Source organism: Streptomyces synnematoformans (assembly GCF_039531005.1).
GTDB lineage: Bacteria > Actinomycetota > Actinomycetes > Streptomycetales > Streptomycetaceae > Streptomyces > Streptomyces synnematoformans.
Window position 1 is genome coordinate 1 of record NZ_BAAAPF010000149.1, and the last position, 16,523, is coordinate 16,523.

The window sequence follows — 16,523 nt, forward strand, 5'->3', positions numbered from 1 at the left end:
CCACCGACACCTGCCCCCGGTCCGGGCGGGGCTCCGGGCGCGGCGCCGGGCTCCGCGCCCGGCCGCCGCGGGCGGCGCTGGGGGGACCGGGGGCAGGTGTCGGTGGAGTTCGCCGGCACGCTGCCGCTGATCCCGCTGGTCCTCGTCGTCGTCTGGCAGTTCGTCCTCGTCGGCTACACCTACTCGCTCGCCGGCAACGCCGCCGACATGGCCGCCCGCGCCGCCGCCGTCGGCGGCTCCGCAGAGGACGCAGCCGCCGCGGCGGAGGAGGACCTGCCGGACGCCTGGGACGCCTCGGTGTCGGTCAGCTCGTCGAACGGCGTCACCACCGCCACCGTCGACCTGAAGGTGCCGGTCCTCTTCCCCGGCGGCGTGGACTTCCCGTTCACGGTCAGCGGCACCGCCGGCGCGACGGACGAGGGAGGCTGAGGGTGCGCAGCAGACCCCGTACGAGGACGCACCGCGCGGCGCGGCCCGCCGAGGGCCGGAAGCCGCCCGCCCCACGCCCCCGCCGCGGCGCCCGGCCACGCGCCCGGGCCGGCGTTCGGGCCGAACACCGCGCGCCGGCCGGCGGCACACCGGGCTCGCCGTCCCGGCGGGGGGACCGGGGGTCCGTCGCCGTCGAGTACATCGGCTTCCTGCCCGTGCTCATCTTCATCGCGCTCGCCGCCGTGCAACTGGGCCTCGCCGCGTACACCGCCTCGCAGGCCGGCACCGCCGCCCGCGCCGCCGCGCGGATGGAGTCCCTGGACGACCCGCCCTCGTCCGCCGGCGCCGCCGGGTCCGCGTCGATCAGCGACTGGCTGGACGCCGGCTTCGCGGTCTCCGGCGGCGACGACGAGGTGACCGTCACCGCCACCGTCGAGATCCCGTCCGTCATCCCCGGCGTCGACAACTTCGGCTCGGTGGAGCGCAGCTCGACCATGCCGCGGGGGGAGGACTGACGATGAGCCTCCGGGCCCGTATCACCACCCCCGACCACTCCGCCGAAGGCCACGGCGAGACCCTCGTCCCCACCTACCGCGCCAAGCTGCTGGAGGAGATCGACCTCGCCGAGATGTCGGCGCTGTCGCCCGCCGAGCGGCGCGCCCGGCTGGAGCGGGTACTCGGCCACATCCTCAGCCGCGAGGGCCCGGTGCTCTCCACCGCCGAGCGCGGGCAGCTCATCCGCCGCGTCGTGGACGAGGCGCTGGGCCTCGGCATCCTGGAGCCGCTGCTGGAGGACCCGAGCGTCACCGAGATCATGGTCAACGGCCCCGACCGCATCTACGTCGAGCGCGCCGGCCGGGTCGAGCAGCTGCCGCTGCGCTTCGCCTCCGACGAGCAGCTGATGCAGACCATCGAACGCATCGTCTCCACCGTCAACCGCCGCGTCGACGAGTCGACACCGATGGTCGACGCCCGGCTGCCGACCGGCGAGCGCGTCAACGTCATCATCCCGCCGCTGTCGCTGACCGGGCCGACGCTGACGATCCGCCGCTTCCCGCGCGCGTACACCATGGCCGAGCTGATCGGGCTCGGCACCCTCGACGAGCACATGCTGCTGCTGCTCTCCGGCCTGGTCCGGGCGAAGTTCAACGTCATCGTCTCCGGCGCCACGGGCGCCGGGAAGACGACCCTGCTGAACTCGCTGTCCGGGCTCATCCCCGAGCACGAGCGGATCATCACCGTCGAGGACGCCGCCGAGCTGCAGCTGCAGCAGTCGCACGTCATCCGGCTGGAGTCGCGCCCGCCGAACGTCGAGGGCAAGGGTCGGATCACCATCCGCGACCTCGTACGGAACTCGCTGCGCATGCGCCCCGACCGCATCATCGTCGGCGAGGTCCGCGGCGGCGAGACGCTCGACATGCTGCAGGCCATGTCCACCGGCCACGACGGGTCGCTGGCCACCGTCCACGCCAACTCCGCCGAGGACGCGCTGATGCGGCTGCAGACGCTGGCGTCGATGTCGGACGTCGAGGTGCCGTTCGAGGCGCTGCGCGACCAGATCAACTCCGCCGTCGACGTGATCGTGCAGCTCGCGCGGCACACCGACGGCACCCGGAAGATCGACGAGATCGTCATGCTGTCGTCCCGCGGCCGGGAGGTCTACCAGCTGGTGTCCGTCTGCCGCTTCCGCGCCCTGCCGATCAGCTCGGACCGCATCGTGCGCGGCCGGTTCGAGTTCTCGCCGCTGCCGCGGCGCACCGGCGACCGCCTCTTCTACGCCGGCGAGTCCGTGCCGCCGGCGTTCGGGGTGGCGCCGTCGGAGCGGCATCTGCAGACGCGGGAGGCGAGGTGATGGACCGCCAGCAGCTGTTCGCGCTCGTCGTCGGCCTGTCGCTGCTCGCCGGCACGCTCGCCGTGTGCGGCGTCGCCGTCTACGCCTCCGGGCGCGCCCGCCGCGCCGAACTGCTCGACCGGCTCTCCGACGCCGGCGACCGCCGCCCCCGGCGCCGGTTCGCGGAGGTCGACCGGCGGGTGCGGCCGACGCGGATCGGCCGGTACCTGGAGCGGCGCATCGCGACCACCGGGCTGGACGTCACCCCGGGCGAGTTCACCGTGTACGTCGTGTCCGGCGTCGCGGGGCTGTGGCTGCTCGCCGACGCCCTGTTCGCCGCGTTCTTCGGGCCGATCGCGGGGCTCATCGGGGTGTGGTGCGCGCACGCCTTCCTCAACTGGCAGCGGCAGAAACGCATCGAGGCGTTCATCAACCAGCTGCCCGACCTCTCCCGCATCCTCGCCAACGCCACCCAGGCCGGCCTCGCCCTGCGCACCGCGCTCGGCCTCGCCGCCGAGGAGCTGGAGGCGCCGGCCGGCGAGGAGCTGACCAAGGTCACCGACCAGCTCGCCGTCGGCGTGCCGCTCGACGACGCCCTCGGCGACCTCGCCGCGCGGCTGCCGTCGCGCGAGCTGTCCGTGCTCGTCTCCACCCTGGTGCTCTCCAACAAGGCCGGCGGCCAGGTCGTCGCCTCCCTGCGGAACCTCACCGGCACCCTCAACGACCGCAAGGAGACCCGCCGCGAGGTGCGCACCCAGCTGTCGCAGGTCACCCTCACCGCGTACACGGTGCCCGTCATGGGCATCGGCACCCTGCTGCTGACCGACCGGGTGATGCCCGGCTCCATCGAGCGCATGGGCTCCTCGCCGCTCGGCCAGGGCGCGGTGCTGGTGGCCGTCGGGCTGTACGCGCTGGCCATCCTGCTCATCCGCCGGCTCGCGAAGATCGACGTCTGAGGGGCCGGGACGCACATGGACTACGCAACCGCCGGCCTCCTCCTCGCCGCCGCCGCCGGCCTCGCCGTCTTCGGCGTCCTCACCGGCATCCGCGTCTACCGCGCCGAGGTCAAGCTTCCCACCGACCTGCAGGTGGCCCTGGAGGTCGGCGCCACCCGCACCGGCCCCGTCGGCTCGCTCATCGACCGGCTCGGGATGCGGTTCGCGCCGCTGGTGCTGAAGCTGATGGGCCGGCGGGCGGTGGAGAGCAAGCGCCGCAAGATCGACCGCGCCGGCAACCCCGGTGGCCTGACGATCGACCGCTACGCCGCCCGCCGCGCCGTCTACGCCGCCATCGGCTACGGCGGCGCCCTCACCCTGCTCACCTCCGGCCAGTGGGTCGGCGCCCTGGTGCTGGCCGCGTTCGGCTACGGCTGGGCGGAGGTCGGCATCTGGGCGGCCGTACGCAAGCGGCGCGACGTCATCGAGCGCACGCTGCCCGACTTCCTCGACGTGCTCGCCGTGGTCGTCAGCGCGGGCCTCGGCTTCCGGCAGGCGCTGGACCGCGTCAGCGAGCGCTACTCGGGCCCCTGGGCGGACGAACTGCGCATCACCCTGCGCCAGATGGACATGGGCGTCTCCCGCCGCCAGGCGTTCGAGGAACTGCGCCGCCGCAACGACTCCGAGCAGGTCGCCCAGTTCGTCACCGCCCTCCAGCAGGGCGAGGACCTGGGCGCCCCGATCGTCGAGACGCTCATACAGATCGCCACGGACCAGCGGCGCACGGACGCCCAGAACGCGCGCCGCCGCGCCTCCCGCGCCATCCCGAAGGCCACCCTGCTGATCACCAGCCTGATGGTGCCGGCGACGATCATCCTGCTGGTGACGGCGGTGTACCTGGGGTCGGGCTCGGAGTTCGGCATCCTGACGGACTGAGGCGCTGTGCGTGCGGAGCCGCCGGGACGGGCGCGGACGTCATGGACGGCGCAGACCGGATGCGGCGGCGCGGCGGACGGGGCGCCGCCGCCACCGGGCCGGGGGGCGGTGCTACGACACCAGCGGCCGCACCTCCTCCGCCACCCACCGCACGAACGCCACCGGGTCCGGCTCGTCGGCGGTCGGCTGCAGCACCACCGTCGTCGCCCCGGCCGCCGCCCAGCGGTCCACCGCGGCCGCCACCGCCGCCGCGTCCCCGGCGACATGAGCCTCCGCGGCCGGGTCCCAGTCCATCCGGCGGGCGTCCTCGGCCAGCCGCCGCTCGGCATCCGGGCCCGTGGCGACGAGGATCGAGGCGACGAGCGGATGCTCACCGCCGCGCCCGGCGGCCGCCCGCCCGGCCCGTACCGTCTCGGCGGCCTCCCGCACCACCTCGGGCGAGGCGCCCCCGGCGAGGATCGTCCCGTCGGCCGACTCCCCGGTGAGCCGCAGCGTCTTGGGCCCCGTACCCCCGGAGAACACCGGCGGCGCCTCCGCGGGCGGCCAGGCCAGCTCGACGCCGTCCAGCTTGACGTACCGCCCGTCGACGGTGACGCGCTCGCCGGCGAACAGCGCGCGCAGCGCGTCGAGGTGCTCGCGCAGCAGCGTCAACGGCGACGCGACCCGCGCCCCGGCCTGCCCCATCCACGACTGCACCCCGTGCCCGACGCCGAGCGTCACCCGGCCGGGGAACAGCCGGTGCAGGGTGGCGGTCTCCATGGCGACCAGCGCGACGTTCCGCAGCGGCACGGGCAGGATCCCGATGGCGACGTGCACCCGCTCGGTCCAGGCGAGCGCGGCGGCGGCGGTGGCGACCCCGCTCTCGTAGAAGCAGTCCTCCCACACCCACAACTCGTCAATCCCGGCCTCGTCGGCGGCCCGGGCCACGGGACGAAGCTGCTCGGGCGGGAACTGGGGAATGAACACGGTGGCAAGTCTCGTCATGCGGCGACCGTACCCGGACCAGCCGACACCGCCCGGCAGGACGGGACATCCCGGGGTATTCCGCGCCGCACTCTTCGCACGCGCACGGGTGTGTGGGACAGTCGGCGAGCGGCCGGTTACGCTGCGCACGGAGGCCGCCGACGGCGGCCTGCCGCCGCAGGGTGTAACGCGGCCGGCGAGGGGGAGGACGGAAAATGGCCGTTCCTGACGCCAAGTCCGCTGTTACGGAACACAATTGGCTTGACGGACCGACGGCAACGGCCGCGCTGTCCGACTCCGGAGGTAGACCGCATGTGGAAACCCAACGACGTGCTGCTGAGGTCCCTGGCCGCGACGCAGCGGCTGCGCCGCGGGCGCGAGCGCGATCGGGGGCAGACAGCGGTGGAGTATCTGGGAATCATCGCGGTGGCAGTGGTGATCGTGCTGGTGCTGATCCAGTCGGGCCTGGGGGACTTGATCCTCAGCAAGATCAAGGCGCAGATCGGAAAGATCGGCTGAAGTCAGATGCCGGGCAGGCGTTTCCCCTCTACATCACGGCCATCGCCGGGCTGCTCTTTCTGGCCGTCGCGTACTTCGCCGTCGGCCAGGCCGCGGCGAACCGCAACGACGCCCAGGGCGCGGCCGACGCCGCGGCGCTGGCCGCGGCTCACGACGCGCGTGAGCAACTGTCGGAGGGACTGCTGGACACGCTCCGCGACCCGGGTTCGTGGGACGAGATCATCGGCGGCGAAGGCTTCGAGTACGGGTCCGCCTGCGCCGCGGCGCAGGACTTCGCCGCCAGGAACAACGCGGACACGACCGCGTGCGACCGTGTCTACGACCCGGACGACGGCTTCACCGTGACCGTACGCAACCGGGAGGCCATCGGCGACACGCTCGTACCGGGAACGGAGAGCAAACGCTCCGAGGCCACGGCGACGGCGGTCCTCGAATCCCGCTGCGGCCTGAAGGAGCCCGAGGACAACGGCGGAGGAAACGGCGGGGATGAGGACGAAGACCGGGACAAGCCGCCGCCGCTGGAGCTCGACTGCGACGACCGCGACTGGTCCATCGATCCCGAGGACATCGACGTCCTCCCCGACGCGGGGGATCTCTTCTCCGTACGTCTCGTCGAATGAAACGAAGGAACCTGGCACATGACCATGTGGGGTACGAGCAGAGCGGTCCGAGGAGTCGCCGCCGCGGCGCTGGCGGTCGGCCTGACGCTCTCCGCCGCCGGCTGCGGCGGCGGGGACGACGACGGAAAGACGTCGGAGTCCCCGGCGGCGCAGGACAAGAACGGCCAAGAGGGCGGGGGGCAGGAGGTGGGCGAGGCGGACGTCCCCGAGGAACCGGTCGCCGAGGTGAAGAACCAGGCCGGCGTCGTCCTGGGCATCATGGAACTTGAGCGCGACTCCGGCGGCTTCGTGACGATGAACGGAGAACTGGAGAACACCGGCGACGCGGACTACTTGGACACGCACCTGTGGTCCGGCAGCGAGCAGGGGGTGGACAAGACCTCGCTCATGGGCGCCACGCTGGTGGACACCGATGGCAAGAAGCGCTACTACGCCCTGCGCGACACCGACAAGCGCTGCCTGTGCACCTCCGGGCTCACCCTCCTCGAAGCGGGCAAGACCGTCCCCGTCTACATCCAGTTCCCCGCTCCGCCCGACGAGACCACCGAGGTCGAGTTCCAGCTGCCCACGTTCCCACCCGTCACGATCGAGATCACGAACTGAGGTGAGCACCGCGATGCCCTCCCGCACAGCCGCCGCGCTCGCCCTCGCCTCCTTCCTCGTCGCCACCCCCGGCGCGGCGCAGGCCCTCCCCGCGCAGGACGACGTCCCCGTCCCGTCCTCCCCGCCCGGCACCAGCACCTCCGCACCGCCCCCCGTCGAGACCGACGCGAACGACCCCGACCTCCGGCTGGAGGACGGCGCCACCCTCGCCGACCCCAAGGTCCTCGACATCGTCTCCGTCGTCGAGACCCAGGGCGGCGAGGAGCGGCGGTCCGACTCCAACTCGACCATCACCATCGCCCTGCAGGCCGAGGTGCTCTTTCCCAAGGACAGCGCCCGGCTCACCGGCCAGGCGCGGTCCCGGATCGCCGTCATCGCCGACGAGATCGAGCAGAACGACCCCGACACCGTGCGCGTCTTCGGCTTCACCGACGACCTCGGGTCGTACGAGCACGGCGTCACCCTCTCCAAGAACCGCGCCAACGCCGTTCACCAGGAGCTGACCAACACCCTGCGGTCCGGCGAGATCACCTACGTCGTCCGCGGCTACAGCGAGGACTACCCCATCGCCGACAACTCCACCGAGGCCGGCCGCAAGAAGAACCGCCGGGTGGAAGTGAGCTTCCCCCGGGGGCAGTGACCGGGACGACGCCCGCCGGCACCCGGCGCCCCCGGCTCAGAACCTCCGCACCGTCCCCGGCGTGCGGCAGGCGTAGGCCGTGAACGCCGCCCACGCCTCCGGTGTGAACGTCAGCACCGGCCCCCGCGGCGTCTTGGAGTCCCGCACGTGCACCACCCCGTCCCCCGCGGCGACCTCCACGCACTTGGCCCCGGCCCCGCCGCTGTAGCTGCTCCTCCGCCATTCCAGGCCGTCAGGGCTGTGCTCGGTGCTCATCGGTCTCCCGCCGTATGGTCACGTACCGCGCGCCGGACCACGACGCGCCCAAGGCCGCCCATTGCGGGCACATGGCCTTGAAACGAATGACGACGCGGACCGGCACTTAGTTCCCGCACGTTCCCGCGGGCGCCTCCGCCTCCTGCGCCTCCTGCGCCTACCGCGCCTCCGCGCCTACCGGTCGGCGGGACCGCCCTCGGCCTGTGCGGGGCGGCGGTGCCCGCAGCAGCCGGAGCCGATGCCCGGCCCGTGCCGGACGACGACGCCGGCCACCGGGTCGGGCACGGCGTCGAAGGCCGCCCGTACGCCGGGGAGCCGCCGCCACGCCTCCGCGTCGCCCTCCTCCCGGAACGCGATCTCGAAGACGATTCCGCGGGAGTGCACGTGCCACTCCCACCTCGACGCCCGGTTGCTGATCGCCGACTCGACGAGCGCGTACTCGTACGCGTCCTTCCACCGCAGTGCGGAGGAGTGCGCGTCGAACACCTCGATGGACCACCAGTCGCCCATGGCTGCTTCCTTCGGCTCCCTGCGCAGGCTTCCGCAGGCTCTACGGCCCACCACCGTGGCACGTTGCACGCGCGCGTGCCAGGGCGCCCCGGAGCACGTCGCGGGGCGTTGGCACGCGGGTCACCGGAGGTCCACCGCGGAGCAATCCCGTACGCCCGCAGGGGGCCTGCCGGCCGACGGGGGATCAGCCCTCGATGAGCCGCTCCAGCACCGCCTGGAACTCCCCGTCCACCGTGATCTTGATGCCGTCCTCCGCCAGCGTGCTGAGGCGGGTCAGCGCACCGGCGCGCCACCAGTAGACGTCCGGCGTGATCCGCCCGACCCCCTCCTCGAAGCCGGCCGCGGCGAACTGCGCGAGGGTGTTGAGGCCCGCGATCACGTGCCGGTCGCGTATCGCGTGGAACGCGAGCTGGTGCCGGAACGGCATCGCCACCAGCGCGCCGTCGGTGCTCAGGCCGCGGCCGGTGACCCGGGGGACCAGCTCGTCCAGCGTCAGCACCCGGCTCGCCGTGAACATCGACTCGCCCATGACGACGTCGACGCCTGCGCCCTTCTCCTGCTCGACCGTCTCGTGCGACTCGACCGGCAGCCTGCGCAGGTTGTCCAGCGCCCGCTCGCGCAGCGCTGGGACGTCGCCGAAGTGCTCCAGCGAGGAGCGGGGGAGGACCATGACGCTCTCCGGGAGGTCGAGCGCGAGGACCTCGCGCAGCCCCTCGGCGAGCGGGCGCGCGTAGTCGAAGCCGTCGGACCCGGCCATCTCGTCGGGCAGCAGCCGCGGGTAGAGCTGGGCGCGGAACTTCTCGGCCGGCATGGTGTCCAGCACCGACGGGCCGTCCATGGCCCGCAGCATGATGCCGATGTGGCGGCGGGTCAGCTCGGGCCAGACGCGCGGGCCGCGGGAGTCGTTGTGGCAGACCGCCGCCAGGTTGCCCAGGCCGAACTGCCGGCCGGAGCTGTCGGTCACGGCGTCCGCGCCGACCGTCACCTCCAACCCCTGCTCGGCGAACGCCGCGTGGACGCCGGCGCGGAAGCGGGCGCCCTCGTCCTCGGAGAAGAACTCGAACGAGGCGTCGCGCGTGGTGTCCCGCGCGTCGCGGCGCGGCTTGCGGCCGAATATGCCCACGGTGGTGCCCCCTGTACGTCTGTACGTCCTCCGCGCGACGGCCGGGCGGCCCGGCCGCCCGGCCCACGATCACGGTCGTTTTCGATCGTAGCGATCGCCTCTGACGGCCCCGCCTCCCGGCCCGCCTGCCGCCCGGCGCAGCCCGCTCCCGCCAGCCCGCTGCCGTCAGTCCGCTCCCGTCAGTCCGCGTCCGTCTCCGCCGGCGGTGCGGCGCCGACGGCGAGGCGCACCCCGGGCCGTACGCCCCAGCGGGCGAACGCGCCGGCCTCCGCCTCCAGTACGTGCCGGGCGCGCAGCCGGGGGCGGCCGATGCGGCCGGGGCGCATGGTGCGTACGGCCAGGACCGCCAGCCCGCGGTCGAGGTACGCGACGTCGATGGCGAAGCGCATGCCGAGGGTGTGCACGCCCTGGGCGGGGGTGAGGAGCAGGGCGCCGGCCAGGCCGTCGCGGCCGAGGAGGCCGCGGCTGCGGCGGGCGAAGGAGGACGCCACCTCCAGCGGCAGCGGCGCCGGGTCGCGGCCGACGGTGAGCGTGGCCGGTCCGTCGGGCCAGTCGGGCCGGTCGGGCATGGCGGGCAGCTCCCCGTGGCGTGGCTACGCGCCCGGAGCCGGACCCCGCGGGGCCCCCGGGCACCGGGCCGCCACCGTACCGCCCCGCCGTGCCGTCCACGCCCCGCCGTCTCCGCCCGGCAGCCCCCGCAGTGCCCGCCCCGCCCCTGCCCGGGGCGCCGGGGCGCCGTTAGGCTCACCTCCGTGCTCGCCGTCCTCCTCGGCGTCCTCGCCGGCGGCTCCGGCGCCGGCGGCGGGGCCCTGCTGCCGCGGGCCGCCTACCGGCTCTCCGTGGCCGCCGACGAGCCCTGGCGCGACCGCTGCCCGCAGGAGCACCCGCTCCGCGGCTGGGCCGGCCCGGCGGCGTGTGCGGAGTGCGGGGGCGACCCGTACGGGCCGGGCACCCTGCTGCCGGCGGCCGCGACCGCCGTCGCGTGCGCCGCGCTCACCGGCGCCGCCGGCGCCGAGCCCGAGACGGCCGTCTGGCTGCTGCTCGCCCCGTTCGGGGTGCTGCTCTTCGCCGTCGACCGGGCGGTGCGGCGCCTCCCGGACGTGCTGACGCTGCCCCTCGCGGGGGCGGCCGTGGTGCTGCTGGGGGGTGCGGCGCTCGTAGGGGGCGCGGGATCGTGGACACGCGCCCTTCTGGGCGGCATCACGCTGGGGGCCGTCTACTTCCTGCTCTTCTTCGTGAACCCCGCCGCCATGGGCTTCGGGGACGTGAAGCTGGCGCTCGTGCTGGGCGTCGCGCTCGGCTGGTACGGCTGGGACGTCCTGTTCACCGGCTCGTTCTTCGGGCTGCTGCTGGGTGCGGGGTACGCGGTCACCCTGCTCGCGGCCCGCAGGGTGGGCCGGAAGACGGGCATCGCGTTCGGCCCGTTCATGATCGTCGGGGCCTTCGCCGGGCTCGTCGTCGGGGGGCTCGCGGCCGGCTGAGCAGCGCGGGCCGGGGCTGCGCACCCGCCCCGTACGCCCCCCGAACCCCTCCCGTGGCCCTCGGAAGGCCCCGTGCGGGTGACGTGATCGCAGCGGAGTTCGTATACGTACCGTCACCGGGCGAGCACATTTCGAGGTGAGCCGTCCGTTCCGGTACTGAGCACCCCTCACCCTGGGTTATGGTGGAACTCCCCCCCTCGGGCCGGTCCGTATCCCCCCCACGGACCGGCCCGTTTTCTCTGCCCCGGGCCGCCGCCCCCGGCCCCGCCGGAACGGGGGCGGGGACGCGCCCGGCGCGGCCGCTCAGCCGCGTCCGGCCCAGATGTTGACCCCGCTCGTCGTCTTCGCGAAGCCGTCGATCTCCGCCAGCTCGTCCGCCGTCAGCTCCGGCGCGCCGAGCGCCGCGACGTTCGCCTCCAGCTGCGCCACGCTCGACGCGCCGATGAGCGCCGACGTCATCCGCGGGTCCCGCAGCACCCAGCCCAGCGCCAGCTGCGCCAGCGACTGCCCGCGCCGCTCCGCGATCTCGTTCAGCCCGCGCAGCCGCCGCACGACCTCCTCCGTCAGCAGCTTCGGGTCCAGCGACTTGTTCTGCGCGGCCCGCGACCCCGCCGGGATGCCGTTCAGGTACTTGTCGGTCAGCATCCCCTGCGCCAGCGGCGCGAAAGAGATGCAGCCCATGCCCTCGGCCTCCAGGGTGTCGAGCAGCTCGTCGTCCTCGGTCCAGCGGTTGATCATCGAGTACGAGGGCTGGTGGATCAGCGGCCGTACGCCCATCTCCCGCAGCAGCGCGGCGGCCGCGCGCGTCTGCTCCGCGGTGTACGAGGAGACGCCGACGTACAGCGCCTTGCCCTGCTGCACGGCGGACGCCAGGGCGCCCATCGTCTCCTCCAGCGGGGTGTCCGGGTCGTAGCGGTGGGAGTAGAAGATGTCGACGTACTCCACGCCCATGCGGCGCAGCGAGGCGTCCAGCGACGACAGCAGGTACTTGCGCGAGCCCCACTCGCCGTACGGCCCGGGCTGCATCAGGTAGCCGGCCTTCGTCGACAGCACCAGCTCGTCGCGGTACGGGCGGAAGTCGTCGGCGAAGAGCCGGCCGAAGTTCTCCTCCGCGGAGCCGGGCGGCGGGCCGTAGTTGTTCGCCAGGTCGAAGTGGGTCACGCCGAGGTCGAACGCGCGCCGCAGGATGGCGCGCTGCGACGTAAGCGAGCGGTCGTCGCCGAAGTTGTGCCAGAGGCCGAGGGAGATCTCCGGGAGCTTCAGGCCGCTGCGACCCGTCCGGCGGTAGGTCATCGCGTCGTAGCGGGTGTCAGCTGGCAGGTAAGGCAAGAGACTGTTCACAAAACCTGCCTATCACGAACCCGGTGCGCCCCTGTGACAGGACTGTGGCACAACGGGCAGTACTGTGGCGCCTTCCGGGGGGTACTCCGATCGTGCGACGGAAGGGCTGAACGCGGGATGACCTGGCGCGGCATCGTGTATCGCGTATACGAGAGGCGCCTGGAGCGTCGCCTCGACCCGGCCCGCGTGCCCAAGCACGTCGGCGTCATCCTGGACGGCAACCGTCGCTGGGCGCGTGCCGCGGGCGGCACCACCGAGCAGGGCCACCAGGCGGGGGCGGAGAAGATCCACGAACTCATCCGCTGGTGCCGCGAGACCGACGTGGAGGTGCTCACCCTCTGGCTGCTGTCCACCGACAACCTGGACCGGCCGGAGCCCGAGCTGAACCCGCTGCTCGCCATCATCGAGGAGGCCGTCGCCGCCGTCGCCGCGGACGGCGCCGCGCGGGTGCACCACGTCGGCAACCTCGACCTGCTGCCCCTGCAGACCCGGCAGGTGCTCAAGGAGGCGGAGGAGAGCACCCACGACGTGGTCACCGGGCCCGGCAGCGGCGCCGTCCTGGTCAACGTCGCCGTCGCCTACGGCGGCCGGCAGGAGATCGCCGACGCCGTCCGCTCGATGCTCGGCGACGCCGCCGACCAGGGCCGTACGCTCGCCGACGTGGCCGAGACCGTCGAGGTGGAGGACATCGCCGAGCACCTCTACACCCGCGGCCAGCCCGACCCCGACCTGGTGATCCGCACCAGCGGCGAACAGCGGCTGTCCGGGTTCATGCTCTGGCAGTCGGCGCACTCCGAGTACTACTTCTGCGAGGTCTTCTGGCCCGCCTTCCGCCGCGTCGACTTCCTGCGCGCCCTGCGCGACTACGCGGCCCGCCACCGCCGCTTCGGCGGCTGAAACCCCTTCGACGCACCTTTCACCCCCTTCACCGGGTAGTCACCGGTACGGCCCGTCGGCCCCGGGCATTGCATGCCCCGGGGTCCGCGAGGGAATATCCGTGCTAGCAGGCGGTCCACCGCACCGCCCGCCCGGGAGGGCCCTTTGCACCACGCGCCGCATCACGAGGCCCGTGCACAGCGCACTGGCGCACGTACGGACGACGCGGAGGGCCGGGGCCCGGTCCTGCGCGTCCGCGTGGCCGCACGGGGCCGGACGCCCGGCCCGATCCCCGCGACTCCGTCGCGTGCCGACCTCATCCGAGGGGGTTCGTCCATCCGTGTTGAATCCTCCCCCGGCCGAAGCAGGGGGATTTCTGGCTCACGCCGCCCGTTCGCCCTACGGACGAGCAGGTCTTCCACGATCAACACCAGCCGGGTTGAAACCAGCCCGGGATCTTGTTGCCCATCTAGGTGGTGCATGTGCGCGCTTGGTTCTCGCTGACGCACGGTGATGCTGTGCTGTCTTGGTTCTCGATCAGCGTAGCTGATCGTACACGTTGCGTAAGGGCAGGGGCCAACGGAGGTGCCCGGTGAACAGCAAGAAGCCTGACCGGCGCACCTATGTCCTCGACACGAGCGTCCTGCTGGCCGATCCCAGGGCCATGGCGCGGTTCGACGAACACGAGGTGGTGCTGCCCGTCGTGGTGGTCACCGAACTCGAGGCCAAGCGGCACCATCCGGAGCTGGGCTACTTCGCCCGCCAGGCGCTCCGCCAGCTCGACGAGTACCGGGTCAAGTACGGCCGGCTCGACGCCCCGATCCCGCTGGGCGACCTCGGCGGCACCCTGCGGGTGGAGCTGAACCACAGCGACATCGGGGTCCTCCCCGCCGCCCTCCTCAACCAGCACGGCCGGCTGGGCGACAACGACTCCCGCATCCTGGCCGTCGCGCGCAACCTGCAGGCCGAGGGGCAGGACGTCACCGTCGTGTCCAAGGACCTGCCGCTGCGCATCAAGGCGTCGTCCGTCGGCCTGGCGGCCGAGGAGTACCGCGCGGAGCTGGCCATCACGGACTCCGGCTGGACCGGGATGTCCGAGCTGATGCTCAGCGGCGGGCAGGTCGACGAACTGTTCGCCGCGGAGGTCGTCTCGGTGCCCGAGGCGGACGACCTGCCGGTGCACACCGGGCTCGTCCTGCAGTCCGAGCGCGGCCGGGCGCTGGGCCGGGTGACGCCGGACGGGCGGGTGCGGCTGGTGCGCGGCGACCGGGAGGTGTTCGGGATCCACGGCCGCAGCGCCGAGCAGCGGATCGCGCTGGACCTGCTGGTGGACGAGGACGTCGGCATCGTCTCCATGGGCGGGCGCGCCGGTACGGGCAAGTCCGCGCTGGCGCTGTGCGCGGGCCTGGAGTCGGTGCTGGAGCGCCGGCAGCACCAGAAGGTGATGGTCTTCCGCCCGCTGTACGCGGTCGGCGGCCAGGAGCTGGGCTATCTGCCCGGCACCGAGGCCGAGAAGATGAGCCCGTGGGCGCAGGCGGTCTTCGACACCCTGTCCGCGGTCACCTCGCGCGAGGTGATCGAGGAGGTCATCGCGCGCGGCATGCTCGAAGTGCTGCCGCTGACCCACATCCGGGGCCGCTCGCTGCACGACGCGTTCGTCATCGTGGACGAGGCGCAGTCGCTGGAGCGCAACGTGCTGCTGACCGTGCTCTCCCGGATCGGGACGAACTCCCGGGTCGTACTCACCCATGACGTGGCGCAGCGGGACAATCTGCGCGTCGGCCGTTACGACGGCGTGGTGGCCGTGGTCGAGAAGCTGAAGGGGCATCCGCTTTTCGCCCACGTGACGCTCAACCGCTCCGAGCGGTCGCCGATCGCCGCGCTGGTGACCGAAATGCTGGAGGACGGGCGGGTATAGCGGGATACTGCTTCCCGTGCTTCTCCGCACCCGTGCGAACTGGGCGCAGCAGCCTAGCTGTTGCGCCCAGTGCCGCGCACGGGTTTCCGTCAACGGCGGGGGTCAAACGCGATGTGAGCTTTCCCACTGGACGGGGAATTGCGTCCGGGCGTCCGTCTCCGGCAGAGTCTGGGACTCGTCAGGCCCTGCGTACGGCCCCGCACCGACCCGGTGCAGAACGCCTCAACTGAACAGAGCCGCCGTACGCCGCCCGAGCGCTGTACCGGCCCCCGCGGACGCGGGGGCTGCCGGGCCCGCGCCTCCCGTGGCCAGTCGGTCCGCCGCAGTCGGCGGTCCGGAACAAGGGGAGGCCAGTGTCAGGGGCACAAGACGCGTCCGCGAGGTCACCGAAGCGGACGACGCTGGAAGGACTTTGTGTGAGCCGGATTTCGGTCCGGGGTTTCGCCGTGGCCTCCGCCACCGCGGTCACCTCCGTCGGCGCTGTCGTCGGCGTGGCCACGGGCGCGGAGAAGGGCGACTCGACGGACAACGTCGAGGCGACCGCCGCCGACGCGACGCTCCTCGCCGACGTACCCGCTGGCGCCACGGCCCAGGTGCAGACCGCCTCGCTCACGGAGCAGGCGGACGCGCAGGCCGACGCCGCACACACGGACGCCCGCAAGGCTGCCGAGGAGGCGGCGCGCAAGTCCGCGGCCCAGGCCGCGGAGGAGAAGAAGGAGGCCGCCGAGCGCAAGGCGGCCGAGGAGGCCGCGGCCGAGGCGGAGCGCGAGGCCGCCGAGGCGGCAGCGGCCGAGGCCGAGTCGACCTCCGCCGACGCGGGCGACTTCGCGCCGCAGTCGTCCTACTCCGTCGCCGAAGTGCAGGCCATGGCCCAGCAGATGGTGCCGGCCGACCAGTACCAGTGCTTCAGCAACATCGTCGACCACGAGTCCGGCTGGGACTACACCGCCACCAACCCCAGCTCCGGCGCGTACGGGCTGATGCAGGCGCTGCCCGCCGGGAAGATGGCGTCGGCCGGCGCCGACTGGCAGACCAACCCGGCCACGCAGATCGAGTGGGGCCTGAACTACATGAACGACCGCTACGGCAGCCCCTGCGGCGGCTGGGAGTACTGGCAGGCCAACGGCTACTACTGAGTCTCGTGCGGCCTCGCGCCGCCCCGCTGCCAACGCCCCCGGCCCCGCCGCCGGGGGCGTTTCCCGTGTGCGTCGCATGCGCACGGAACCGCCGCTCGTGTCCGGCACGTCCTAGTTGGTCGAGCGCCCGCGCCCGCAGGCACGGGCCGTGTACGGTCGGAGCGGGTGACGGAGGACTGCGGCGGGGCCGTGGGCGGCGTGAGGACTGCTATGTCGAAGATGACGGACTGGCTCGGCGGGGTGGGTGAGCGGGCCAGCCGGCTGGCGGAGCGGCGCCGGGCCGCTGCCGCCGCTGCCGCCGCGGAGAAGTCCGGCGCCGGGCGGCCCGTCGTCGCGGCCGCCGCCCCCGTGGACGTACCCGAGCCCGCCGAACCGGCCGCCGCCGCGCGGGCCCCCGGCCCGCCGCC

General features: G+C 73.3%; 19 protein-coding genes and 1 pseudogene. 14 read left to right on the forward strand and 6 right to left on the reverse strand.

Features of this window, described 5'->3' with window-relative positions; translation table 11 throughout:
* The 5 genes from ABD317_RS21085 to ABD317_RS21105 all read left to right on the forward strand — a co-directional run.
* The coding region (locus ABD317_RS21085) for a TadE/TadG family type IV pilus assembly protein (protein WP_344291497.1) at positions 1-429 on the forward strand (429 nt) is incomplete at its 5' end.
* Positions 430-431: 2 nt separating this feature from the next.
* Entirely contained in the window at positions 432-944 is a 513-nt protein-coding gene (locus tag ABD317_RS21090) for a TadE family protein (RefSeq protein WP_344291498.1), read from the forward strand.
* A gap of 2 nt (positions 945-946) precedes the next feature.
* The gene (locus ABD317_RS21095; RefSeq protein WP_027754513.1) at positions 947-2,281 is read left to right on the forward strand and encodes an ATPase, T2SS/T4P/T4SS family; all 1,335 of its coding nucleotides are present in this window, start codon (positions 947-949) and stop codon (positions 2,279-2,281) included.
* A complete protein-coding gene (locus tag ABD317_RS21100; protein WP_344291499.1) occupies positions 2,281-3,216 on the forward strand; it encodes a type II secretion system F family protein in 936 nt (311 codons plus the stop codon). Before ABD317_RS21095 ends, ABD317_RS21100 begins: the two co-directional genes overlap by 1 nt.
* Before the next feature lie 15 nt (positions 3,217-3,231).
* Positions 3,232-4,131 carry a DUF5936 domain-containing protein gene (locus tag ABD317_RS21105; protein WP_344291500.1) on the forward strand — a complete coding sequence of 300 codons (900 nt, stop codon included), beginning with the start codon at positions 3,232-3,234 and terminating at the stop codon, positions 4,129-4,131.
* A 111-nt stretch (positions 4,132-4,242) separates the two neighbouring features.
* On the opposite strand, the gene ABD317_RS21110 is transcribed toward ABD317_RS21105, so the two are convergent.
* Positions 4,243-5,115, reverse strand: a complete 873-nt coding sequence (locus ABD317_RS21110) for an LLM class flavin-dependent oxidoreductase (RefSeq protein ID WP_344291501.1) — start codon at positions 5,113-5,115, stop codon at positions 4,243-4,245.
* 291 nt (positions 5,116-5,406) lie between these two features.
* On the opposite strand from ABD317_RS21110, the gene ABD317_RS21115 reads away from it, so the two are divergent.
* The 4 genes from ABD317_RS21115 to ABD317_RS21130 all read left to right on the forward strand — a co-directional run bounded on the left by ABD317_RS21115 (position 5,407) and on the right by ABD317_RS21130 (position 7,476).
* On the forward strand, positions 5,407-5,613 hold the full coding sequence (locus tag ABD317_RS21115; protein ID WP_344291502.1) for a hypothetical protein: 207 nt from the start codon (positions 5,407-5,409) through the stop codon (positions 5,611-5,613).
* A gap of 341 nt (positions 5,614-5,954) precedes the next feature.
* On the forward strand, positions 5,955-6,233 hold the full coding sequence (locus ABD317_RS21120) for a hypothetical protein (RefSeq protein ID WP_344291513.1): 279 nt from the start codon (positions 5,955-5,957) through the stop codon (positions 6,231-6,233).
* Between the two features lie 18 nt (positions 6,234-6,251).
* Positions 6,252-6,836, forward strand: a complete 585-nt coding sequence (locus ABD317_RS21125) for a hypothetical protein (RefSeq protein WP_344291503.1) — start codon at positions 6,252-6,254, stop codon at positions 6,834-6,836.
* Between the two features lie 13 nt (positions 6,837-6,849).
* Positions 6,850-7,476, forward strand: coding sequence for an OmpA family protein (locus tag ABD317_RS21130; RefSeq protein WP_344291504.1), 627 nt, complete (start codon positions 6,850-6,852; stop codon positions 7,474-7,476).
* Positions 7,477-7,512: 36 nt separating this feature from the next.
* Here ABD317_RS21130 and ABD317_RS21135 read toward each other — a convergent pair whose 3' ends face one another.
* The 4 genes from ABD317_RS21135 to ABD317_RS21150 form a co-directional block, all read right to left on the reverse strand.
* Complete coding sequence (locus ABD317_RS21135; RefSeq protein ID WP_344291505.1) at positions 7,513-7,731, reverse strand: DUF397 domain-containing protein; 219 nt, start codon at positions 7,729-7,731, stop codon at positions 7,513-7,515.
* A gap of 174 nt (positions 7,732-7,905) precedes the next feature.
* Entirely contained in the window at positions 7,906-8,241 is a 336-nt protein-coding gene (locus ABD317_RS21140) for a hypothetical protein (protein WP_344291506.1), read from the reverse strand.
* Positions 8,242-8,425: 184 nt separating this feature from the next.
* On the reverse strand, positions 8,426-9,364 hold the full coding sequence (locus ABD317_RS21145) for a DUF1444 domain-containing protein (protein WP_344291507.1): 939 nt from the start codon (positions 9,362-9,364) through the stop codon (positions 8,426-8,428).
* A gap of 179 nt (positions 9,365-9,543) precedes the next feature.
* Positions 9,544-9,933, reverse strand: coding sequence for a DUF192 domain-containing protein (locus ABD317_RS21150; protein WP_344291508.1), 390 nt, complete (start codon positions 9,931-9,933; stop codon positions 9,544-9,546).
* A gap of 183 nt (positions 9,934-10,116) precedes the next feature.
* Here ABD317_RS21150 and ABD317_RS21155 point away from each other — a divergent pair, with 183 nt between their 5' ends.
* Entirely contained in the window at positions 10,117-10,845 is a 729-nt protein-coding gene (locus ABD317_RS21155; protein ID WP_344291509.1) for a prepilin peptidase, read from the forward strand.
* A gap of 303 nt (positions 10,846-11,148) precedes the next feature.
* Here the strand turns inward: ABD317_RS21155 and mgrA are convergent, their stop codons facing one another.
* Complete coding sequence (gene mgrA, locus ABD317_RS21160; protein WP_078627656.1) at positions 11,149-12,186, reverse strand: L-glyceraldehyde 3-phosphate reductase; 1,038 nt, start codon at positions 12,184-12,186, stop codon at positions 11,149-11,151.
* Between the two features lie 117 nt (positions 12,187-12,303).
* Between mgrA and ABD317_RS21165 the strand changes: the two genes are divergently transcribed.
* The 4 genes and pseudogenes from ABD317_RS21165 to ABD317_RS21180 form a co-directional block, all read left to right on the forward strand.
* Positions 12,304-13,083, forward strand: a complete 780-nt coding sequence (locus ABD317_RS21165) for an isoprenyl transferase (protein ID WP_027754500.1) — start codon at positions 12,304-12,306, stop codon at positions 13,081-13,083.
* A gap of 571 nt (positions 13,084-13,654) precedes the next feature.
* Entirely contained in the window at positions 13,655-14,980 is a 1,326-nt protein-coding gene (gene phoH2, locus ABD317_RS21170; RefSeq protein WP_344291510.1) for an RNA 5'-3' helicase PhoH2, read from the forward strand.
* A gap of 416 nt (positions 14,981-15,396) precedes the next feature.
* A complete protein-coding gene (locus tag ABD317_RS21175; RefSeq protein WP_344291512.1) occupies positions 15,397-16,116 on the forward strand; it encodes an aggregation-promoting factor C-terminal-like domain-containing protein in 720 nt (239 codons plus the stop codon).
* A 210-nt stretch (positions 16,117-16,326) separates the two neighbouring features.
* Positions 16,327-16,523, forward strand: a pseudogene (locus tag ABD317_RS21180) (AI-2E family transporter); the annotation flags it as partial.